Raw genomic sequence first — 18,985 nt, 5'->3', positions numbered from 1 at the left:
GCGCCCTTTTTCGTGCTTGTCAGAAGGACGGGCCGACCTCGATGGCGATCGATAGTTGAATCGGGATGCTCAGGCGCCGGCGATGCGCCGCGCCGTGTCCTGGACCAAGGCAATCATGTTGGGGACGCCCTGCGTGCGGTTTGACGACAGCTGGCGGGTCAGGTCGAACGGGGCGAGCGCGGCGGCGATGTCCATCGCGGCGACCTCTGCCGCGGGCTTGTCCTGCACCGCGGCGAGTACGAGCGCGACGATCCCCTTGGTGATCGCGGCATTGCTGTCGGCAAGGAAGTGCAATCGGTCGCCGTCATGCGGCAGCGGGTAGACCCAGACGCTCGCCGAGCAGCCGCGGACCAGCGTCGCGTCGGTCTTGAGCGGATCGGGCATCGGCTCCAGTTCGCGACCGAGATCGATCAGCAGGCGATAACGATCGTCGCCGTCGAGGAAGTCATATTCTTCGAAAATGTCGTCGAGGCTGCGCATGGTCGCGGCCGTGGCAGAAAGCGCGTTGGAAGGAAAGCCTCTCTCACGGCGTCATTGCGAGCGTGGCGAAGCCATCCGGAGGAAGCGTGGGCCGCCCTGGGTCGCTTCGCTACGCTCGCAATGACGGAGGCAGGCTGATCAAAGATCGACCCCCGCCGCAATGGCTTCGAGCTTGCGCAGCCGTTCCTTGAGGTCGGCGATCTCGATCCGCGAACCGGCGTTCGGCACCGCAGGGTCCTGGCCGACGCTGTGGCAGATGGCGAGTTCTTCGCGCTTGAGCTGGATCCAGTCGCGCCAGCCGCGCAGCGCGGCGAGGCTGACGATGCCGAGAGCGGACAGCGCCACTGCGGCGGTGACAAGATTGGTTGCGAGGTCAGAAGTGATGGCGGCCATGACAGGGCTCCTTCTTCGTCACATCAGGGGTGCGAACGATCGCGCAGCTTCTCGATTTCCTCGTCGAGGCTGACGGCGCGATTATTGTCGGTGGCGATCCGTTCGAGCACCTGGATGCGCTCTTTCAATTGACGGATTTCGGCTTGCAGCGCCTTGGTCTCGGCATCCTGATTCGCGTTGCCGACGAAATACTCGTTGCCGCGGCGGTCGCGGTGGACGCCATATTTCGCCCGGACAATGCTGCCGATCGTCACGATCAGCACGATGCCGATGACCATTTCAAAGGGGTTCATGGGGAGCGATCCTTTCGGTCTTGTCTTGTCTTGTCAGTTCAGCGGGGCTTCGCGCAGCTTCTCGATCTCGTCGGCGACGTCGATTCCCTTGTCGGTAACGATGCGTTCGAGGACGCGGACGCGCGCTTCCAGCCGCTCGGTCTGCGCCGCATATTGCGCGGCCTTTTCGGCGGTGAGTTCGGACTGCTTCTCGATCATCTTCTGCTGGTGCTTGGACCAGATGGCGAAGCCGCCGAGGAGAAAGGGGGCAAGCGGGATCAGGATCCAGATGGTATCGCTCATGACGGCTGCTCCTTCCTCAGTTCGCCGGACGCCGCAGCGCCTCGATCTCGCGCTCCAGCCGGTGGCCTTCGTCGGTGACGATGCGTTCGACCACCGCCAGGCGATCCTTGACCGATCCGAGTTCGGCGCGAAGCTGGGCATTTTCCTGGCTGATCAGCTTGACGCGTTCCATCGCCTCGTCGCTGGTCTTGGGATAGATCGCCTTGCCCCAGCTGTTTTCGAGGGGATAGCCGTGCTTGATGCGCAGCCAGGTGGTGAAAATCCAGCCGCCGATTGCCGCGAGGCCGATGATCGCCGCGACCGGCGCGATTGCTTCCTTCAGGATGATGAAGTCCATGGTTATTCCCCTCAGCGCAGGCTGTCTATCTGACTGGCGAGCTGCGCCGCCTGTCCGTTGGTGTCGGTCGCAATGCGTTCGAGAACCGAGATGCGTTCTTCCAGCCGGACGATCTTGCCGGCGAGCTTGGCATTGTCGCTTTCGAGCAGTGCGATTTTTCGATCAGCGTCGGCGTCGGTTCGATGAACCGTGCCGCCCCATTCATTTTCAACCGGATAGCCGTGTTTGGCGCGGATCCAGGTGGTGAACATCCAGCCGGCCATCGAGATGCCGATGATGGCGAGGACGAAAGCGGGACCACCGAAATTCATGTTTCAACTCCCTGTTGCCATGGTTCCGGGCGTCGCCGGGATCAGCGCAGTGCGTCGATCTCGTCGGCGAGGCGGCGGTTGTGGCTCGTGTAGTAAAGTTCGATGTCGGCAAGCCGGCGATCGATGTCGCGGAAGCGCGAGCGGATGTCGCGGGTGGAGGCGCTGGGGTTCGAGCGCACGCCCTGCCAGAATTTCGCCTCTTCCTGCGAGCCATAGAGCGCGAAGGGCTTCGGCTGCGCCATCCAGGCAACGAGCCAATAGGCGATCAGCGTCCAGGGGAAGCCCCCCATTAGCGTCAGCAGCACCGCGCCGACGCGGACCCACAGGGCGTCGATCCCGCTATAGTCGGCGATGCCCGCACAGACGCCGCTCCATTTGGCGTTCTGTTTGTCGAGATAGAATTTCGTGCGGCTAGCGGACATCTCAGTTCCTCCTGCTGATGTTTTCAAGCTGCGCCAGATCTTCATCGCTGCGAACCGCGGGGCGGAAATCGGGATGGTCGGCGCTGATGATCCGTTCGACGGTATGCAGGCGGGCTTCGAGACGGCGCGCCGTGTCATACATTTCGTCGAGCAGCTGTTCATCCTCTCCGGTCAATGTCTTGGCCTGCTTCCACTTGGTTATGTAGTGGAGGATCAGCCAGGGCAGACCGAGGAAGAGCGTGCCGATGACGATCGGGACAATGATCACTTCTTCCATCGGTCCGGCTCCTTAGTTCTTGCCCTGCGCGGCTTTCAGCGCGGCGAGTTCGTCGGCAACCTTGTCGGCCGCCTGCAGCTCGGCGATTTCTTCGTCGAGCGACTTTTTGTAGCCGAGGCCCAGCGCGTCGGCACGGCCTTCGGCTTCGTCGACGCGGCGTTCGAGCGTTTCGAAGCGCGAGAAGGCGTCCTGGACGCGGTCGCCATTGGTCATTTCGCGCAGGCGATAGCGGTTTTCGGCGCTTTCGAGGCGATTGACGACGCTCGACTGACGCGCGCGCGCTTCGCTGAGCTTCTTCTGCAACTTGGTGATGTCGGCTTCATAGCCCTTGAGCGCATCGTCGAGCACGGCGATTTCGGCCTTCAGCTTTTCGGCCATGTCGCCGGCCTTCTGCTTTTCGACCAGCGCGGCGGTGGCCAGGTCTTCGCGATCTTTCGACAGCGCCAGTTCGGCCTTTTCCTTCCAGCTGTCCTGAAGGCTTTCCAGCTTCGCGATGTGGCGACGCATTTCCTTCTGGTCGGCGATGGTGCGGGCGGCCGAGGCGCGGACTTCGACGAGGGTTTCGTTCATCTCGAAGATGATCTGGCGGATCATCTTTTCGGGATCTTCGGCCCGGTCAAGCAGATCGGTGACGTTGGCGGCGATGATGTCGCGGGTTCGTGAAAAAATACCCATGGTCTATGCTCCTGTCGAAATTCGTCGAAAATGGCTGGTGCCGGGGCGGGGCAAGGGGGGAGAGTGCCCCGGCACCAGTTTTCGGTCAGGCCACGAGGCTGACCGCCGGGGTTGCAGCAGCGACGTCGTAAACGACCTGCGGATGGTCGATCACCCCGACAAGGATGGCCAGCGCACCGACCGCGCTGAGCGCGAAAGTGGCAGTCTGGGCAAACAGCGTCTTCATGATCGTTCCTTCCTGTTTTTCGCTGCACCGGAGCTTTCTGCGCCGGTTCGCAAATATCGATGCATGAGGCGTGCCAATTGCCGAAAGCGGCGGAAAGGCGCCCAAATTCACACGGAATCACCCCGTCCGAACAAAATGACTTGCCAATCAGCGGGAAATTTTGCCAATGATTGGGAATGGAGCGCGAAACGCAGTTCATCGGCCAGTCGGTCGCCTTTCAGGATGCGGTCGAACGCGCGAGCCAGGCGGCGACGCTTGACCGTCCGGTGCTGGTGATCGGCGAGCGCGGCACCGGCAAGGAACTGATCGCCGAACGCCTGCACCGCCTGTCGGCGCGCTGGGACCGGCCCTATGTGATCATGAATTGCGCCGCGATGCCCGAGACGCTGATCGAAAGCGAATTGTTCGGGCATGAGGCGGGGGCCTTTACCGGCGCGACGAAGACGCGCGCGGGGCGCTTCGAGGAGGCCGACGGCGGCACCTTGTTCCTCGACGAGCTCGCGACAATGTCGATGGGCGCGCAGGAGCGGCTGCTCCGCGCGGTCGAATATGGCGAGGTGACGCGCGTCGGTTCGTCGCGGCCGATCCGCGTCGACGTCCGCATCGTCGCCGCGACCAACGAGCATCTGCCCGCGCTGGTCGATGAAAACCGCTTTCGCGCCGACCTGCTCGACCGGCTGTCTTTCGAGGTCATCACCCTGCCCCCGTTGCGCGCGCGCGAAGGCGATATCGAGGTGCTCGCCACCTATTTCGGACAGCGCATGGCCGCGGTGCTCGGCTGGGACGAATGGCCGGGCTTCGGCCCGCGCGCGCTCGCGGCGATGGAGGGCCACGACTGGCCGGGCAATGTCCGCGAACTCCGCAACGTCATCGAGCGCGCCATCTATCGCTGGGCCGACCCGACGCGTCCGGTCGACACGCTGAGCTTCGACCCCTTCGCCAGCCCGTGGCAGCCCGCAGTGCGCAACACGCAGGCGAAAGCCGACGCGGCGCCCCCTGCCCCCTCCGCGCCCGGTGACGATAGCGCAATGGCAACCCCGGCCCCGCCCACCGGCGGCGCCGTCAGCAATCTGCGCGCGGCGGTCGATGCCTATGAACGGCAAATCCTGTCGGACACGATGGCGCGCTGCCGGTTCAACCAGAAGGTCGCCGCCGAAGCGCTGGGTCTGAGCTATGACCAGATCCGCCACGCGCTGAAAAAGCACGGGCTCAACAACTGAGCTATTGCCCAGGCAGCCGCCGCTCGAGCGCGGCCAGGACATCGTCCTGCGCCGCCAGCATCGCCGCGAGCTTGTCGCGCAGCGCATAGATTTCGGGCAGGCCGTCGACCGATTCGGCGATGCTGCGTTCAAGATAGAGGCGGTCGATGTCCGCTAGCGCGTCGGTCAACGGCGCGCGCGCCGCCTGAAGGCGCGAGATCGCCTGTTGCGCCACGACCCAGCTTTCGCTGGAAATCGCCGCGCCGCCCGCTGCGGTGACGGCCGCCTCGGTCGGCGCCCGTTCGCGCGCGAAGGCCTGCTGCGCGCCCGCCGCGTCCGATTCCCACCGCGCCAGCCGCCCGGTCAGATCGGTCGGCAGCGGCCCCGGCGGCGGCACGACGACAGACGGCGGCGCGACGTCGAAACGTCCCTCGACCGGACGTTTCGCCAGCGAAGGATAGTCGCCGCCCTGTGCAGCGGCGCAGGCCGACAGCGGGATTGCGGCCATCAGCGGCAGGATTGCAAGGATTGGCTTCATCGCCGCCCCTGATATGGGCGCAGACGCATCGCAGCAAGCCGAATCGGAGGAGCGGCGCCGCGCGCCCCGAACCGCCCCTTTCGCGATGAAAAGCGCGGAAATATGCGGTTGACAGCATCGCCGTTCGCCGCTAGTGGCGCTGACTTTCCCGCATGCCGGAAAAATCGGTCGCTTCGGCGGCTGACCGGGAGCGCGGGTGTTTTAGTTTCTGATTGGATGGAAGACCATGTTCGCAATCGTGCGCACGGGCGGCAAGCAGTATCGCGTCGCCGCTGGAGACAAGATCGCCGTCGAGAAGATCGAAGGCGCGGCCGGTGACACCGTGTCGCTGGGTGACGTTCTGCTGGCCGGTGACGGCGGCGATGTGAAGGATGCGAAGGGTCTGACCGTTTCGGCCGAGATCATCGCCCAGACCCGCGGCGAAAAGGTCATCGTCTTCAAGAAGCGCCGCCGGCACAATTATCGCCGCCGCAACGGCCATCGTCAGTCGCTGACGCTGCTGCGCATCACCGCGATCGGCGAAGCCAAGAAGGCCGCTCCCAAGAAGGAAGCGGCGCCGAAGGCCGAAGAAGCCGCCGCTGCGCCCGCGCCCGAAAAGAAGGCTGCTGCGCCGAAGAAGGCCGCTGCGCCCAAGGCCGAAGCTGCCGCCGAAAAGAAGCCCGCTGCCAAGAAGGCGGCCCCCAAGAAGGACGCCTGAGCGCGATCACGCGGCTCGGCTGAAGAACGAAACAAGGAGTTTAGGTCATGGCACATAAGAAAGCAGGCGGTTCGTCGCGCAACGGTCGCGACTCGCAGGCCAAGCGCCTTGGCGTGAAGAAGTTCGGCGGTCAGGAAGTGATCGGCGGCAACATCATCGTGCGCCAGCGCGGCACCAAGGTGTACCCGGGCGTCAACGTCGGCATCGGCAAGGACCACACGCTGTTCGCGACCGCGGACGGCCGCGTCCGATTCCACGATGGCAAGCTTGGCCGCAAATATGTGTCGGTCGACGCCATGGCGGAAGCCGCCGAATAAGGACGATCTTCCAGGGTCGTCCACCAAGGGACGACCCGGAACGGTCCTTTCCGCCCAGGCGGGAACAAAGTTCGAAAAGAGGGAGACGGGTCGCCCCCGGTCTCCCTTTTTTCTTGCCCGGGATCCGGACCAACCCGGTCCCTTTGAATTTCCGGCGCGAAAACAGGGCCATCCATCTCCCTCGCATATCGACTGTCGTCAAAGCGTCACCATCTGGCGCCACGGCGACAGGCAAATGGGAGTGACGAAAATGTTTGCGCGTACCGAAAGACTGTTGCTGCGGCCCGGCTGGCTCGAAGATGCCCCCGCACTCGCCCGTGCAATCGGCGAGGAAGCGGTGGTGCGCAACTTGGCGCGGGCGCCCTGGCCCTATGGCATGGACGAGGCGCAGGACTTCCTCGGCCGTCCGGTCGATCCGGCGCAGCCGAGCTTCCTGATTTTCGCGCGCACCGGCGGCGCCCCGCGCCTCGTCGGCGGCTGCGGCATCGCGCCGAGCCCCGAAGGTCCGCTCGAAATGGGCTATTGGATCGCCCGCCCCTATTGGGGCCTTGGCTTTGCGACCGAAGCGGGTCGCCAGCTCGTCCGGATCGCGCGCGCGATGCAATTGCCGAAGCTGACCGCGGGGCATTTCCTCGACAACCCGGCCTCGGGCGCGGTGCTTCGCAAGCTGGGCTTCCGTCCCACGGGGCAGATCGCGCAGCGCTACAGCGTCGCGCGCGGCCGCGACGTTGCGTGTGCGCTGTTCGAAGAGGGCGAGGGTGACGGCAGCGATGTCGTCACCCCGATGCGCGGCCGTATCGACAGCGACGCCGATTTTCGCGAACAGTTCCGGCTGATCGCTGCCTGACGCCGCGCGGCGCGGCACCTATGCCGCCGCCCCGCCGTCCGCGAAGGGCAGGATCGCGCGATAGGCCTCTACCCCCGGCGCGCCGGCGATCGTCGCGCCTTGGGTAAGCAGCCAGTAATGGCGCACGATCTCTGCCTGCTGTTCGAGCCCGTAGCGTGCAAGCGGCCAGCCCGGCTTGACGCTGTAACCATAGCTCGCGAAGGGATGGCGCATCAGCACCAGATACCAGCGCCCGCGCGTCTGCGCCTGCCACACATGCGTCATTTCGTGGACGAACAGGCCCTTCAGCGACCGCGACGCGGCGGCGAAATCGTCGCAGTATAAATCGCCGTGCGGGTGGAAATGCAGCGACCCCATCGGCGCCATCACGACGCGGCGCGGCTGGAAGAATATCCATTTGCGATGGCATATGCGCACCCGGTCATAGGCGATCGCATCGCCGAAGACCGACCGGGCCAGCGCAATTTCGCCCGCCGTCAGGGGCCGCGACGGCCTTGCCACGAGTGCTTACTTCTTCGCCGCGTCCGTGTTGGCCGCGCCATGGTCCATCGAGCCATGCTCCATCCCGGCCATCGCACCCGTCGGCGCGTCGCCGCTGCCGTCGGCGCTCGCGCCCGGCGCCGGCTTGATCGGCAGGTCGAAGAGGATGCGGTCATTGTTATAATTGGTGAAGACGAACTGCATCGGCAGCTTGCCGGCGCGCACCGCGGCGCCGTTGATGTGCCAGATCATCAGATGCTTGCCGCCGGGCTTGAATTCCAGCTCGCCCTTCGCGGGGACGGTCGCCGTGGTCAGCGGCTTCATCGTCACCACGCCATTTTCCTTGACGCTTTCGTGCATTTCGACGCGCTGCGCGAGGTCGGCGGTCACCGCGACCAGTTCGACATCCTGCGGACCGCCCTTGATCGTGAAGTAGCCCGCGGCGGGGCTGTCGGGGGTCGCGCCCATCTGAATATAGCCGGCGACCACCGCGAGCTGCGGGTCGCTGCCGATTTTACCGTTGCAGCCGGTGAGGGCGAGGGCGCTGGCTGCAAGGGCGGCGATGGCGAAAGGCTTCATGATGCGGGACTCCCGAAATGCGTCGATTTTCGATCCACAGTAAGCGGTCAAAACCCTTGTGCCAAGGATTAGCGCACCTATATCGCGCCCATCAAACCCGCAAGGGAACCCATGTGCGGCGCGCCTCTTTAGGGCGCCGGAAAATGATAAGGACGTTGAGACTATGGCCAAAGTGATCGGGATCGACCTCGGCACCACGAACAGCTGTGTCGCGGTGATGGAAGGCGGCAAGCCCAAGGTTATCGAAAATGTGGAAGGCACGCGGACGACCCCGTCGATCGTCGCCTTCGCCAAGGATGGCGAGCGCCTGATCGGCCAGCCGGCAAAGCGCCAGGCCGTCACCAATCCCGAAAACACCATTTTTGCGGTGAAGCGCCTGATCGGCCGCCGCTTTGACGACCCCATGACCAAGAAGGACATGGAACTCGTCCCCTACACCATCGTCAAGGGCGCCAACGGCGACGCGTGGGTCAAGGCGGGCGGCGAAGATTATTCGCCGTCGCAGATCAGCGCTTTCATCCTTCAGAAGATGAAGGAAACCGCCGAAGCCTATCTGGGCGAAAAGGTCGAGCAGGCGGTGATCACCGTTCCGGCTTACTTCAACGACGCGCAGCGCCAGGCGACCAAGGACGCCGGCAAGATCGCCGGCCTTGAAGTGCTGCGCATCATCAACGAGCCGACCGCGGCCGCGCTCGCCTATGGTCTCGACAAGAGCGAGAACAAGACCATTGCGGTCTATGACCTTGGCGGCGGCACCTTCGACATCTCGGTGCTCGAAGTGGGCGACGGCGTGTTCGAGGTGAAGTCGACCAACGGCGACACCTTCCTGGGCGGCGAGGATTTCGACAGCAAGATCGTCGAATATCTGGCCGACGGCTTCAAGAAGGACGAAGGCATCGACCTGCGCGGCGACAAGCTGGCGCTTCAGCGGCTGAAGGAAGCCGCCGAAAAGGCGAAGATCGAACTGTCATCGGCCGCGACGACCGAGGTCAACCTGCCCTTCATCACCGCCGACGCCAACGGGCCGAAGCACCTCGTCAAGACGATCACCCGCTCCGATCTGGAAAAGCTGGTCGAAGAGCTGATCAAGCGGACCCTCGAACCGTGCAAGAAGGCGATCAAGGACGCAGGCGTTTCGGCTAGCCAGATCGACGAAGTCGTGCTGGTCGGCGGCATGACCCGCATGCCGCGCGTGCGCGAAGTCGTGAAGGATTTCTTCGGCAAGGAACCGCACACCGGCGTCAACCCCGATGAAGTCGTCGCGATCGGCGCGGCGATCCAGGCGGGCGTGCTGCAGGGCGACGTCAAGGACGTGCTGCTGCTCGACGTGACCCCGCTGAGCCTCGGCATCGAGACGCTGGGCGGCGTGTTCACGCGCATGATCGACCGCAACACGACGATCCCGACTAAAAAGAGCCAGGTCTATTCGACCGCCGACGACAATCAGTCGGCGGTGACGATCCGCGTGTTCCAAGGCGAGCGCGAAATGGCCGCCGACAACAAGATGCTCGGCCAGTTCGATCTGGTCGGCATCCCGCCGGCGCCGCGCGGCGTGCCGCAGATCGAGGTGACCTTCGACATCGACGCCAACGGTATCGTCAACGTCAGCGCGAAGGACAAGGGCACCGGCAAGGAACAGCAGATCAAGATCCAGGCTTCGGGCGGACTTTCGGATGCTGACATCGACCAGATGGTCAAGGACGCCGAACAGTTCGCCGAAGAGGACAAGAAGCGCCGTGAGGCAGCCGAGGCGAAGAACAACGCCGAAAGTCTGATCCACACGACCGAGCGCCAGATCGCCGAGCATGGCGACAAGATCGACGCCGGGCTGAAGTCGGAAATCGAAGCGGCGATCGCCGAAGCCAAGACGGCCGTCGAAGGCGGGGACAGCGCTGCGATGACCGAAAAGGCGCAGGCGCTGGCGCAGGTCGCGATGAAGCTGGGCCAGGCGATCTACGAAAAGGAACAGCAGGCCGCGGCATCGCCCGCCGCCGATGCTGACGAGAAGAAGGCCGACGACGATGTCGTCGATGCCGAATTCTCCGAAGTCGAAGACGACAAGAAGTAAGCATGAAACTCTCCCCGTCGCGCTTCCCGGCGCGGCGGGGCAGAGGGGGCCGATAGACCATGTCGCTCGACATCGATTATTACGAACTGCTCGAATGCGAGCGCGGCGCCGACGACGCGACGCTGAAAGCCAGCTACCGCAAGCTCGCCATGAAATACCACCCCGACAAGAATCCGGGGTGCGGCGACAGCGAAGCGCGGTTCAAGGCAATCAACGAAGCCTATGATTGCCTCAAAGACCCGCAAAAGCGGGCAGCCTACGACCGCTTCGGCAAGGCGGCGTTCCAGAATGGCGGCGGCCCGGGCGGCGGCTTCGGTGGCGGCGCCGAATTCGGCGATATCGGCGACATTTTCGAATCGATCTTCGGGTCGGCTTTCGGCGGCGGTCGGCAGCAGCAGCGCGGCCCCGCGCGCGGCGCCGACCTGCGCTACGACATGGAAATCCGGCTCGAAGACGCTTTTGCCGGCTGCAGCCGCGAGATTCAGGTCGATGTCGCTGCGCGCTGCGACGTCTGCGACGGGTCGGGCGCGAAGCCCGGCACCGCGACGCACCGCTGCACCACCTGCAACGGCCACGGCAAGGTCCGCGCGCAGCAGGGCTTTTTCATGGTCGAGCGCACCTGCCCGCACTGCCAGGGATCGGGCGAGGTCATCACCGACCCGTGCGGCACCTGTCACGGCGAAGGCCGTGTCGACCGGCGCAAGACGCTGACCGTCGAAATCCCGCCCGGCGTCGATGAAGGCACGCGCATCCGCCTGCAGGGCGAAGGCGAAAGCGGCGCGCGCGGCGCAGCGGCTGGTGACCTCTACATCTTCCTCCACATGGCGCGGCACAAGCTGTTCGAACGCGAAGGCACGACGTTGTTCACGCGCGCGCCGATCAGCTTCACCACCGCCGCGCTCGGCGGCTGCATCACCATCCCCGGCCTCGACGGGCGCAAGCATGACATCAGCATTCCCGCGGGCATCCAGTCGGGCAAGCAGCTTCGTCAGCGCGGCGCCGGGATGCCCGTGCTCAACGGTCGCGGCCACGGGGACCTGGTGGTTCAGATCGACGTCGAAACCCCGACGCGGCTGAATGCCAAGCAGAAGGAATTGCTGCAGGCGTTCCGCGAAACCGAGACCGGCGAAGAATGCCCGGCAAGCCAGGGCTTTTTCGGACGGCTCAAGGAAATGTGGGACGATCTGACGGATTAGGCTTCCATACTTCTCACCTCGTCATTGCGAGGAGCGCCGCGACGAAGCAATCTCCAGCCATCGTCCTACCACCTCGATAGCTGGAGATTGCTTCGCTTCGCTCGCAATGACGGGTGAGTTACCCAATCTGGCCCCGCAATTCGGCAATCAGCGCCGCGACCTTGGGTAAGCGCGGTTCCTCTTCATCGAGGATCGCGTAGAAAGCCCGGCGTTTGAGCGCCGCCAGTTCGTCGGTGCGCAGCGCACCCTCGCCGCCGACGCTCGACGCGACGATGTCGATCAGCCGGTCGGCACCGTGGAGCCGCCCCCACAGATAGTCATTCTCGCGATAGGCGCGGCTGAAGAAGGCGCCGAAGCTGTTGAACTCGATCCCCTTGAGCATCGACGCCGCGCCGCCGGTGCGGATCGCGGTCGCGTCCGACGGCGAGATGCGGTCGATCTTGATGGGATCGAATTCGTCGAACCCCTCGCCCTGCAACAGCGGCAGGGTGGCAATGTCGTAAAAAGGATAGCCGAGATAGGCGAGCAGCATCGTGCGCCGGTCGTCCTTGGGCAGGCTGCCGAGCGCGGCGGCGATCAATATATCGGCATCGGCATCGACGCTGACCAGATCGCGCCGTTCGGCGATCGCGTCGATCCACTGCGCCGCGCTGGCGTCGGCGGGCACGTCGAGCCGCTCGAGCCACTGGTCGCCCTCGCGTTCGAGATAGAGGCCGAGCGCGGTGTAGATCGCGCCGCGCATCGTCTCGCACGCCGGATCGGGCGCATCGCGCTTTGCCTCGACCGCGGCGTCGAGTTCGCGCGCGAGGAAGCGCAGACGCCGGATGCGAAAGCCAAGGTCGTGGGTGCGGAAAAAGGCAATCGCGTCGGTGCTCGCGCCCGAACCGCGCTTGCCCGAAATGCGGTCGAGCCCGCGGCTGCGGATTTCGTCCCACACGGCGTCGCGCCGGTTGCGCTGATGGATGTCGCCCTCGGGCGGTGCCAGCCGGTCGATCAGCGCGACCAGCTCCTCGACCACCGCCGAGAGCTTGAGGTGGCCATAGGGCGCATAGGCGAAGCCGGCGCGCGCCGCCGCCTCGGCCTGCGCCTTTGCGCGCCAGCGGTCGAGCCGCGCCGGGGTCGGGGTGTTGAGGAAGAAGGTCGTGCCGAACAGCGCCGCCACCTGCTCCTCGACCTCGACCTTCATCGCATCGACGACGCGCTGCATGCGGCGGATGCGCCGCGACATATTCTCGATCGCCTCGACGCTGTCGCGGATCGGCTGTTCGCGCGGAATTTCGGACAGTGCGCCGAGGATGGTCGAAAAAAAGCCCGGCGGGCGGCGCGCTTCGCCCTCGCCTGCCTCGCCAGGCTTGCCGAAGCTGATCGAGCGATAATCGGGCTTGGGATCGATATAGACGAAGCGCCGGTCGATCTCGCGCCGCGCCGGCCGCTGCTTGAGCGCCGCGATCGCCGGACGGAACGGCGCGTTTGCGAGCACCGACCCGTCGATGAGCACCCGGTCGGAGGGGTCGGCCTCGCTCCCCGTCGGAAGCTGGACGCGGACGAAATCGGCGCGCGCCGGCCAGGCGATGCCGCGCTTTTCGAGCACGCTGTCGAGTTCGCGCAGCGTGAAGGGCGGAAAGGCGCCGGGAAAGCTGGCGGTCGCGCGCGCCGCGGCAGCGAGGCCGGGGACGTCGTCGAGCCGCTTGCCCGCGCGGCCGTCCTGCCGGAAATGCATGATCAGCCGGTGTTCCTGCTCGGTCACGCGCGGCGGACTGTTGAGCGCGAGCGGCATGCTGTGCCCCGCATAGTCGGTCACCGAGACGAACAGGTCGACCGGCTGACCCGCCGGCAGCAGCGGCCGCCCCTGCGGCCCCGACGCCATCGCATCGAAGGCATCGAGCAGCAGGCCGGAGAAAATCTGTCCGCCGAAGGGCGGTTCGAACCAGCGCGCGCGCACGAAGCGCGACAGCTTGGCGCGCACCTCGTCCTGCGCGCCCTCGCCCACCGTGCGGTCGATGACATTGCCGCGCCGCTTCATCGCCCAGCCGGCGATCGGCACCGCCCAGAATTTGGTTGCCGCCGACAACGGCCGCGCATCCGGGTCGATCAGCCGGTCGACATCGGCATCGTCGAGCCATAATTCGGTGAGCGGGTCGAGCGACTGGCCGGTCGCCATCGCCCGCGCGAGGAAAATGCCGTTGATGCCGCCCGCGCTGGCGCCCGCGATGATGTCGGCCAGGACGCGCAGCTTGATCCCGCTGCGCGCCGCGAGCGCGACCAGCAATTCGCCATAGGCATCGACCGCCGCCGGTTCCGCCTCGTCATGAAAGGTGCGCGACGCCGCCGCGAGCCGCCACACTTCCTTGGTGATGCCGTGCATGTAGACGGCAAGGCTGATGCCGCCGTAGCAGATCAGGGCAAAGCGTAATTCCTTCTCGCGCATCGGCGACCTGATAGCGCGCTTCCGCACGCCGCGTCACCCCTTGCCGGTCGGTTCCCGAAAAGCCGGGCGGCGCATTAGGACAATATCAAAGTTTCCGATTTATTCACCGTGTCGAATGGGGGTTTGGCCATCAAATGTGGCCGATTTCCCAGTCTGTAGAGTCGAAGCAGGAAGAAGCGATGAGTGCATTCGGACGCCGTCCCGGAACCGCAGGCCGCCCCGCCTTTGGCGTGGCCAAGCCGATGCAGGCTGGCCCCGGCATGGCCGGCGGCGCGCAATTTCCTGCGATCGACACGCCGGCCGCCGAGGCACCCCCGCCGCCGTCGAACCTGAGCCCCGAAATGGAGGCGATGGAGCGGCTGAACCAGCGGTCGACCGCCGAGGCGATGGAGCCCGAAAAGGCGCAGGGCTTCGAAGCCAGCGTCCACAAAATCAAGGAACAGGTGCTGCCGCGCCTGCTCGAACGCGTCGATCCCGAGGCCGCGGCGACGCTGTCGAAGGACGAGCTGACCGAGGAATTCCGCCCGATCATCCTCGAAGTGCTCGCCGAGCTGCGCATCACGCTCAACCGCCGCGAGCAATTCGCGCTCGAAAAGGTGCTCGTCGACGAATTGCTCGGCTTCGGCCCGCTCGAAGAGCTGCTCTCCGACCCCGACATCAGCGACATCATGGTCAACGGCCCGTATCAGACCTATGTCGAGCGCAAGGGCCAGCTCGTCATCGCGCCGATCCAGTTCCGCGACGAACAGCATCTTTTCCAGATCGCCCAGCGCATCTGTAACCAGGTCGGCCGCCGCGTCGACCAGACAACGCCGCTCGCCGACGCCCGTCTGAAGGACGGCAGCCGCGTCAACGTGATCGTGCCGCCGCTCTCGCTTCGCGGCACCGCGATCTCGATTCGTAAATTCTCGGCCAAGCCGATCACGCTCGACATGCTCTGTCAGTGGGGCGCCATGAGCCAGAAGATGTGCACCGCGCTGAAGATCGCAGGCGCGAGCCGGTTCAACATCGTCATCTCGGGCGGTACGGGTTCGGGTAAGACGACGATGCTCAACGCCCTGTCGAAGATGATCGACCCCGGCGAGCGCGTGCTGACCATCGAGGATGCCGCCGAATTGCGGCTGCAGCAGCCGCACTGGCTGCCGCTCGAAACGCGCCCGGCGAACCTCGAGGGCAATGGCGCCATTCACATGGGCGATCTCGTCAAGAACGCGCTGCGTATGCGTCCCGACCGCATTATCATGGGCGAGGTCCGCGGCGCGGAGTGTTTCGACCTCCTCGCCGCGATGAACACCGGTCACGACGGGTCGATGTGTACGCTGCACTCGAACAGCCCGCGCGAATGCCTTGGCCGTATGGAAAATATGGTGCTGATGGGCGACATCAAGATTCCGAAGGAAGCGATCTCGAAACAGATCGCCGACTCGGTCGACCTGATCGTCCAGATCAAGCGTCTGCGCGATGGCTCGCGCCGCGTCACCAACGTGACCGAGGTAATCGGCATGGAAGGCGACGTCATCGTCACCCAGGAATTGTTCAAGTTCGAATATTTGGACGAGGACAAGGACGGAAAGATCATCGGCGAATATCGCTCGATGGGCCTGCGTCCCTATACGCTGGAAAAGGCGCGCCAGTACGGTTTCGATCAGCCGTACCTCGAGGCCTGCCTGTAAGATCCGCCTGCGGGGGGGAGGTGACGCTTAGGGCTTGAGCGCCAGCGCCGCCGCCACGATCGCGACCGCTACGCTCACCAGCGCGATGCCGCGCCACGGCATGAAACCGACGTTGTCGACGTCGCGGCGATTGCGGCGGCGCCACTCGGCGAGTTCGGCGACACCGAACAGGATCGCAGCAGTTGCGCTCACCGACAGCATCGACACTTGCATTGACGCTCAACCCTTCGCAAACAGGGGATCTTCCCCCCAGTGACGAGGTGCCGATATGCGTTCGCTTCCGATTATTGCAACCGCTCTTCTTGCCGCCACCGCTCCGGCGTTCGCGATGGCCGATCCGCACGCCGGACATGGCGATCATGGCGCACACGGTGCCGCGCCGGACGGCGCGATCGCCGCAGCGGTGGCGGCGCCGACCCGCACCCCCGCCAACGTCGCGCGCGACGCGGCGCGCCATCCCGCCGAAACGCTGGCCTTCTTCGGCGTGAAGCCGGGCGATACGGTCGTCGAGCTGTGGCCGGGCGGCGGCTGGTATACCGAGATTCTGGCGCCGCTGACCCAAAGCGGTGGAGGCACGCTCTATGCCGCGGCGCCGTGGGAGCGCGGGCTGAATACGGTCCGCAAATGGCAGGAGGCCAAGCCCGACGCCTATGGCGCGGTCAAGCTCGCCGAATTTCCTGCAACCGGTGCCGGACCCAAAGTGCCCGACGGCAGCGCCGACGTGGTGCTGACCTTTCGCAACGTCCACAACTGGCGCTTCGGCGGCATGGACAAGACCGCCGAAGCATTCCAGCAAATCTATGCGATGCTGAAGCCCGGCGGCGTACTCGGCGTCGTCGACCACCGCCTGCCCGAGGCGATGGATTCAGCACTCGAGGAAAAGAGCGGCTATATGAAGCGCTCGTCGGTCGTCGCCTTTGCCGAAGCCGCCGGCTTCACGCTGGCGGGCGAAAGCGAGGTCAACGCCAACCCCCGGGACACGCACGATTATGAAAAGGGCGTGTGGAGCCTGCCGCCGACGCTGACCAACAAGGATATCGACCGCGAAAAATATGTCGCGATCGGCGAATCGGACCGCATGACGCTGAAGTTCGTGAAGCCGGCAAGCTGAGCAAGCCGCTCGAAACGATCGACCCCGCGCTGCTGCTCAGCGCCTATGCGCAGGGGATATTCCCGATGGCCGACGGGGCGGACGACCCGTCGGTCCATTGGGTCGAACCGCGGCTGCGCGCGATCCTGCCGCTCGATGGCTTTCACCTGTCGCGCAGCCTGCGCAAGCTGCTGCTCGCCGACCGTTTCCGCGTCACCACCGACACCGCCTTTCCCGCGATGACGGCGCTGTGCGCCGAAGCCGCCGACGACCGGCCGACGACGTGGATCAACCCGGTGATCCGTGCGAGCTACGAACGATTGTTCCGCATGGGCCATGCCCATAGCGTCGAATGCTGGTACGACGGGGAGTTGGTCGGCGGCCTCTATGGCGTGTCGCTGGGGCGCGCCTTTTTCGGCGAGTCGATGGTCAGCCGGATGCGCGACGCCTCGAAAATCGCGCTCGCGCATCTCGTCGCGCGGCTCAGTGCCGGGGGCTTCGAGCTGCTCGATTGCCAGTTCATGACGCCGCACCTCGCCAGCCTGGGCGCGATCGAAATGCCCCAGGCCGCCTATCTCGCGCGGCTTTACTCGGTGCTGTCGGGGGCCGGCGATGCGGCCTTGGGCGCCGCCGCGGGAGCGGCCGGAGCCGGAGTACCCTCGCCGCCATTCCCGGCGGGCGACTGGTCGGCGCTCGATGCCTTGGGCGCCGATACTGCCTTGGGTGCGGAGCGCGCGACGGGTTCGCCGCCCGGATATGTCATCGCACAGCTTTTGACGAAGACATCATAGATCGGGTGCTGGATCACATTGCGCTCGGGGCGTTCCTTGAACACCCAGCCCGAAAAGACGCGATACCATTTATTGTCGCGCTGATCCTGCACCGACAATTGCACGAAGGCGCCGGTTTCGGGGGGATCTTCCCACGGCGCCGTCTGTTCGCAGGCGCGCAGGCGAACGATCGCGCGGCCGACACGCGCGGTATCGCCCGGCTTCATCGTCAGATCCTGCACCAGCCCGTTGCGCTTGTTGAGCAGGCCCACCACTGCAACGCGTTCGGCCATCGGGGTCGCGCCTTCGATCCCGCCGACTTCCTGCGGCACGGTTTCGGACTTGGCGATCTGCGGGATGTTGCTCGTCGTCTTGGTCTGGTTGCCGCGATCGCAGCCGGCCAGCGTCGTCGCCGCGAGCAGCGCGATCAGCGCGGAACGGAAAAGCGGCGTCGCCACGGCGCTCAGTCGGCGCCGGGCCGCCAGGCCTCGTAATCGCCAGTCGCGGCGGCGCGATGCCCGCCGCGTTCGAGCGCGCCGGCGGGGCGATAGGCACCCAGGCTGCCGGTCAGATTTGCAGTCGGCTCGGCGAGCCAGGGGCGTGGCGCGGGCAGCACGTCGGACGGCAGTTCGTCGAAGGTGCCGTGCAGCCAGCCGTGCCATTCGGGCGGCACGCGGCTCGCGTCGTTCGATCCCTTGTAGAGCACCCAGCGGCGCTTGCCGTCGCGCGACCGGAAATAGCGGTTGCCAAGGCCGTCCTCGCCTACCTGCTCGCCATTTTTCCAGCTGCTCAGCAGCGTGCCGACGGTCGCGCCGTCCCACCAGGTGAAAATCTTGCCCAAGATGCTCATGGCGGTGGCGTTTACAGGCAAGCGTGCGGGCTTCGCAAGCGGTCTTTGGCGAAAAGCGGCGCCATTAGCGCCTGCCCCGCCCCTACTTTGCGTCCTGCCACGTCACCTTGGCGCTTTCATCGATCCCCAGCTTCGCCGCGGTACCGCCCGCCAGCTCGAGCACCGCCGCCACTTCGCCGCCGCTGACGACGGGATCGAGCGATTCGGGGATGGCGTTTTCGGCGATCCGGTCGATGCTGCCGTCGGCGCGCACGAAGATCATGTCGAGCGGGATCAGCGTGTCCTTCATCCAGAAATTGGCGATCTTCGGCTTGGCGAACGGAAACAGCATGCCGCCATCGGCGGGCAGCGACGTGCGGAACATCAGCCCCTTTTCCTGTTCGGCCTCGGTTCGCGCGACCTCGACGCGAAAGCGGTGGGTGGTGCCCGCCATCGCGATGATCAGCGGCACCGTCGCCTCGGCGCCGGCTTCGGCCTCGGCGCCCTTGTCGCAGCCCGCGACGGGTAGCGCGAGCGCCAGGATGAGGGCGGTCAGCATGGCTCGCATCGGCATCTCC

The 18,985-nt window shown here is 65.4% G+C and carries 26 protein-coding genes and 1 pseudogene; 9 read left to right on the top strand and 18 right to left on the bottom strand.

Annotated elements, in window-relative coordinates; genetic code table 11:
- Positions 1–69 precede the first annotated feature (69 nt).
- The 10 genes from L0963_RS02750 to L0963_RS02705 all read right to left on the bottom strand — a co-directional run bounded on the left by L0963_RS02750 (position 70) and on the right by L0963_RS02705 (position 3,696).
- Positions 70–480: a SufE family protein gene (locus tag L0963_RS02750; protein WP_062900699.1), complete on the bottom strand. Its 411-nt coding sequence runs from the start codon at positions 478–480 to the stop codon at positions 70–72.
- Positions 481–618: 138 nt separating this feature from the next.
- The gene (locus tag L0963_RS02745) at positions 619–873 is read right to left on the bottom strand and encodes a hypothetical protein (protein ID WP_003040645.1); all 255 of its coding nucleotides are present in this window, start codon (positions 871–873) and stop codon (positions 619–621) included.
- Positions 874–896: 23 nt separating this feature from the next.
- Positions 897–1,166: a hypothetical protein gene (locus tag L0963_RS02740; protein WP_003040647.1), complete on the bottom strand. Its 270-nt coding sequence runs from the start codon at positions 1,164–1,166 to the stop codon at positions 897–899.
- A gap of 33 nt (positions 1,167–1,199) precedes the next feature.
- Positions 1,200–1,448 carry a hypothetical protein gene (locus L0963_RS02735; RefSeq protein WP_003040649.1) on the bottom strand — a complete coding sequence of 83 codons (249 nt, stop codon included), beginning with the start codon at positions 1,446–1,448 and terminating at the stop codon, positions 1,200–1,202.
- Positions 1,449–1,464: 16 nt separating this feature from the next.
- Complete coding sequence (locus tag L0963_RS02730) at positions 1,465–1,785, bottom strand: hypothetical protein (RefSeq protein WP_003040652.1); 321 nt, start codon at positions 1,783–1,785, stop codon at positions 1,465–1,467.
- Positions 1,786–1,796: 11 nt separating this feature from the next.
- Complete coding sequence (locus L0963_RS02725; protein ID WP_003040654.1) at positions 1,797–2,096, bottom strand: hypothetical protein; 300 nt, start codon at positions 2,094–2,096, stop codon at positions 1,797–1,799.
- Between the two features lie 41 nt (positions 2,097–2,137).
- Positions 2,138–2,518 (bottom strand): envelope stress response membrane protein PspC, encoded by a 381-nt coding sequence (gene pspC, locus L0963_RS02720; protein ID WP_003040655.1) that lies wholly within the window; start codon positions 2,516–2,518, stop codon positions 2,138–2,140.
- A gap of 1 nt (position 2,519) precedes the next feature.
- A complete protein-coding gene (gene pspB, locus L0963_RS02715) occupies positions 2,520–2,795 on the bottom strand; it encodes an envelope stress response membrane protein PspB (RefSeq protein ID WP_003040657.1) in 276 nt (91 codons plus the stop codon).
- 12 nt (positions 2,796–2,807) lie between these two features.
- Positions 2,808–3,470: a phage shock protein PspA gene (gene pspA / locus L0963_RS02710; protein ID WP_003040658.1), complete on the bottom strand. Its 663-nt coding sequence runs from the start codon at positions 3,468–3,470 to the stop codon at positions 2,808–2,810.
- An 85-nt stretch (positions 3,471–3,555) separates the two neighbouring features.
- Entirely contained in the window at positions 3,556–3,696 is a 141-nt protein-coding gene (locus L0963_RS02705) for a hypothetical protein (RefSeq protein WP_156000919.1), read from the bottom strand.
- Positions 3,697–3,872: 176 nt separating this feature from the next.
- On the opposite strand from L0963_RS02705, the gene pspF reads away from it, so the two are divergent.
- On the top strand, positions 3,873–4,916 hold the full coding sequence (pspF, locus tag L0963_RS02700; protein ID WP_217372661.1) for a phage shock protein operon transcriptional activator: 1,044 nt from the start codon (positions 3,873–3,875) through the stop codon (positions 4,914–4,916).
- A 1-nt stretch (position 4,917) separates the two neighbouring features.
- Here the strand turns inward: pspF and L0963_RS02695 are convergent, their stop codons facing one another.
- Complete coding sequence (locus L0963_RS02695) at positions 4,918–5,433, bottom strand: hypothetical protein (protein WP_062900702.1); 516 nt, start codon at positions 5,431–5,433, stop codon at positions 4,918–4,920.
- A gap of 226 nt (positions 5,434–5,659) precedes the next feature.
- Here L0963_RS02695 and rplU point away from each other — a divergent pair, with 226 nt between their 5' ends.
- From rplU to L0963_RS02680, 3 genes are all read left to right on the top strand, one after another.
- A complete protein-coding gene (gene rplU / locus L0963_RS02690) occupies positions 5,660–6,130 on the top strand; it encodes a 50S ribosomal protein L21 (protein WP_062900703.1) in 471 nt (156 codons plus the stop codon).
- A 47-nt stretch (positions 6,131–6,177) separates the two neighbouring features.
- On the top strand, positions 6,178–6,447 hold the full coding sequence (gene rpmA / locus L0963_RS02685) for a 50S ribosomal protein L27 (RefSeq protein ID WP_003040665.1): 270 nt from the start codon (positions 6,178–6,180) through the stop codon (positions 6,445–6,447).
- A 250-nt stretch (positions 6,448–6,697) separates the two neighbouring features.
- On the top strand, positions 6,698–7,294 hold the full coding sequence (locus tag L0963_RS02680; protein WP_003040668.1) for a GNAT family N-acetyltransferase: 597 nt from the start codon (positions 6,698–6,700) through the stop codon (positions 7,292–7,294).
- Positions 7,295–7,312: 18 nt separating this feature from the next.
- Here the strand turns inward: L0963_RS02680 and L0963_RS02675 are convergent, their stop codons facing one another.
- Positions 7,313–7,795: a hypothetical protein gene (locus L0963_RS02675; RefSeq protein ID WP_062900704.1), complete on the bottom strand. Its 483-nt coding sequence runs from the start codon at positions 7,793–7,795 to the stop codon at positions 7,313–7,315.
- 6 nt (positions 7,796–7,801) lie between these two features.
- Entirely contained in the window at positions 7,802–8,353 is a 552-nt protein-coding gene (locus L0963_RS02670; protein ID WP_062900705.1) for a copper chaperone PCu(A)C, read from the bottom strand.
- Positions 8,354–8,516: 163 nt separating this feature from the next.
- Here L0963_RS02670 and dnaK point away from each other — a divergent pair, with 163 nt between their 5' ends.
- Complete coding sequence (gene dnaK / locus L0963_RS02665; protein ID WP_062900706.1) at positions 8,517–10,421, top strand: molecular chaperone DnaK; 1,905 nt, start codon at positions 8,517–8,519, stop codon at positions 10,419–10,421.
- 59 nt (positions 10,422–10,480) lie between these two features.
- Positions 10,481–11,617, top strand: coding sequence for a molecular chaperone DnaJ (gene dnaJ, locus L0963_RS02660; RefSeq protein WP_062900707.1), 1,137 nt, complete (start codon positions 10,481–10,483; stop codon positions 11,615–11,617).
- A gap of 118 nt (positions 11,618–11,735) precedes the next feature.
- Here the strand turns inward: dnaJ and L0963_RS02655 are convergent, their stop codons facing one another.
- A complete protein-coding gene (locus L0963_RS02655) occupies positions 11,736–14,045 on the bottom strand; it encodes a patatin-like protein (RefSeq protein ID WP_062900708.1) in 2,310 nt (769 codons plus the stop codon).
- 179 nt (positions 14,046–14,224) lie between these two features.
- On the opposite strand from L0963_RS02655, the gene L0963_RS02650 reads away from it, so the two are divergent.
- Complete coding sequence (locus L0963_RS02650) at positions 14,225–15,718, top strand: CpaF family protein (protein WP_003040680.1); 1,494 nt, start codon at positions 14,225–14,227, stop codon at positions 15,716–15,718.
- A gap of 27 nt (positions 15,719–15,745) precedes the next feature.
- On the opposite strand, the gene L0963_RS02645 is transcribed toward L0963_RS02650, so the two are convergent.
- Entirely contained in the window at positions 15,746–15,931 is a 186-nt protein-coding gene (locus L0963_RS02645) for a hypothetical protein (RefSeq protein ID WP_217372662.1), read from the bottom strand.
- A 55-nt stretch (positions 15,932–15,986) separates the two neighbouring features.
- Here L0963_RS02645 and L0963_RS02640 point away from each other — a divergent pair, with 55 nt between their 5' ends.
- Positions 15,987–16,829: a class I SAM-dependent methyltransferase gene (locus L0963_RS02640; protein WP_217372663.1), complete on the top strand. Its 843-nt coding sequence runs from the start codon at positions 15,987–15,989 to the stop codon at positions 16,827–16,829.
- Positions 16,826–17,599, top strand: a complete 774-nt coding sequence (aat, locus tag L0963_RS02635; protein ID WP_217373569.1) for a leucyl/phenylalanyl-tRNA--protein transferase — start codon at positions 16,826–16,828, stop codon at positions 17,597–17,599. Before L0963_RS02640 ends, aat begins: the two co-directional genes overlap by 4 nt.
- A gap of 35 nt (positions 17,600–17,634) precedes the next feature.
- Here aat and L0963_RS02630 read toward each other — a convergent pair.
- The 3 genes and pseudogenes from L0963_RS02630 to L0963_RS02620 form a co-directional block, all read right to left on the bottom strand.
- A pseudogene (locus tag L0963_RS02630) lies at positions 17,635–17,805 on the bottom strand (DUF2155 domain-containing protein); the annotation flags it as partial.
- Positions 17,806–18,041: 236 nt separating this feature from the next.
- A complete protein-coding gene (locus tag L0963_RS02625) occupies positions 18,042–18,428 on the bottom strand; it encodes an NADH:ubiquinone oxidoreductase subunit NDUFA12 (protein ID WP_003040693.1) in 387 nt (128 codons plus the stop codon).
- 82 nt (positions 18,429–18,510) lie between these two features.
- Entirely contained in the window at positions 18,511–18,975 is a 465-nt protein-coding gene (locus L0963_RS02620; RefSeq protein WP_062902980.1) for a DUF192 domain-containing protein, read from the bottom strand.
- Between the last annotated feature and the right edge of the window lie 10 nt (positions 18,976–18,985).

Origin of the sequence: Sphingopyxis sp. NFH-91 (assembly GCF_021401285.1) — a bacterium.
In the GTDB taxonomy this organism is placed as follows: domain Bacteria; phylum Pseudomonadota; class Alphaproteobacteria; order Sphingomonadales; family Sphingomonadaceae; genus Sphingopyxis; species Sphingopyxis terrae_A.
This window is presented reverse-complemented; position numbering and strand designations above follow the sequence as displayed.

What these genes read in the sequence shown, in the direction of transcription:
- L0963_RS02750 (WP_062900699.1), bottom strand. Translation starts at nt 480, where the DNA reads ATGCGCAGCCTCGACGACATTTTCGAAGAATATGACTTCCTCGACGGC.
- L0963_RS02745 (WP_003040645.1), bottom strand. Translation starts at nt 873, where the DNA reads ATGGCCGCCATCACTTCTGACCTCGCAACCAATCTTGTCACCGCCGCA.
- L0963_RS02740 (WP_003040647.1), bottom strand. Translation starts at nt 1,166, where the DNA reads ATGAACCCCTTTGAAATGGTCATCGGCATCGTGCTGATCGTGACGATC.
- L0963_RS02735 (WP_003040649.1), bottom strand. Translation starts at nt 1,448, where the DNA reads ATGAGCGATACCATCTGGATCCTGATCCCGCTTGCCCCCTTTCTCCTC.
- L0963_RS02730 (WP_003040652.1), bottom strand. Translation starts at nt 1,785, where the DNA reads ATGGACTTCATCATCCTGAAGGAAGCAATCGCGCCGGTCGCGGCGATC.
- L0963_RS02725 (WP_003040654.1), bottom strand. Translation starts at nt 2,096, where the DNA reads ATGAATTTCGGTGGTCCCGCTTTCGTCCTCGCCATCATCGGCATCTCG.
- pspC (WP_003040655.1), bottom strand. Translation starts at nt 2,518, where the DNA reads ATGTCCGCTAGCCGCACGAAATTCTATCTCGACAAACAGAACGCCAAA.
- pspB (WP_003040657.1), bottom strand. Translation starts at nt 2,795, where the DNA reads ATGGAAGAAGTGATCATTGTCCCGATCGTCATCGGCACGCTCTTCCTC.
- pspA (WP_003040658.1), bottom strand. Translation starts at nt 3,470, where the DNA reads ATGGGTATTTTTTCACGAACCCGCGACATCATCGCCGCCAACGTCACC.
- L0963_RS02705 (WP_156000919.1), bottom strand. Translation starts at nt 3,696, where the DNA reads ATGAAGACGCTGTTTGCCCAGACTGCCACTTTCGCGCTCAGCGCGGTC.
- pspF (WP_217372661.1), top strand. Translation starts at nt 3,873, where the DNA reads ATGGAGCGCGAAACGCAGTTCATCGGCCAGTCGGTCGCCTTTCAGGAT.
- L0963_RS02695 (WP_062900702.1), bottom strand. Translation starts at nt 5,433, where the DNA reads ATGAAGCCAATCCTTGCAATCCTGCCGCTGATGGCCGCAATCCCGCTG.
- rplU (WP_062900703.1), top strand. Translation starts at nt 5,660, where the DNA reads ATGTTCGCAATCGTGCGCACGGGCGGCAAGCAGTATCGCGTCGCCGCT.
- rpmA (WP_003040665.1), top strand. Translation starts at nt 6,178, where the DNA reads ATGGCACATAAGAAAGCAGGCGGTTCGTCGCGCAACGGTCGCGACTCG.
- L0963_RS02680 (WP_003040668.1), top strand. Translation starts at nt 6,698, where the DNA reads ATGTTTGCGCGTACCGAAAGACTGTTGCTGCGGCCCGGCTGGCTCGAA.
- L0963_RS02670 (WP_062900705.1), bottom strand. Translation starts at nt 8,353, where the DNA reads ATGAAGCCTTTCGCCATCGCCGCCCTTGCAGCCAGCGCCCTCGCCCTC.
- dnaK (WP_062900706.1), top strand. Translation starts at nt 8,517, where the DNA reads ATGGCCAAAGTGATCGGGATCGACCTCGGCACCACGAACAGCTGTGTC.
- dnaJ (WP_062900707.1), top strand. Translation starts at nt 10,481, where the DNA reads ATGTCGCTCGACATCGATTATTACGAACTGCTCGAATGCGAGCGCGGC.
- L0963_RS02655 (WP_062900708.1), bottom strand. Translation starts at nt 14,045, where the DNA reads ATGCGCGAGAAGGAATTACGCTTTGCCCTGATCTGCTACGGCGGCATC.
- L0963_RS02650 (WP_003040680.1), top strand. Translation starts at nt 14,225, where the DNA reads ATGAGTGCATTCGGACGCCGTCCCGGAACCGCAGGCCGCCCCGCCTTT.
- L0963_RS02645 (WP_217372662.1), bottom strand. Translation starts at nt 15,931, where the DNA reads ATGCAAGTGTCGATGCTGTCGGTGAGCGCAACTGCTGCGATCCTGTTC.
- L0963_RS02640 (WP_217372663.1), top strand. Translation starts at nt 15,987, where the DNA reads ATGCGTTCGCTTCCGATTATTGCAACCGCTCTTCTTGCCGCCACCGCT.
- L0963_RS02625 (WP_003040693.1), bottom strand. Translation starts at nt 18,428, where the DNA reads ATGAGCATCTTGGGCAAGATTTTCACCTGGTGGGACGGCGCGACCGTC.
- L0963_RS02620 (WP_062902980.1), bottom strand. Translation starts at nt 18,975, where the DNA reads ATGCGAGCCATGCTGACCGCCCTCATCCTGGCGCTCGCGCTACCCGTC.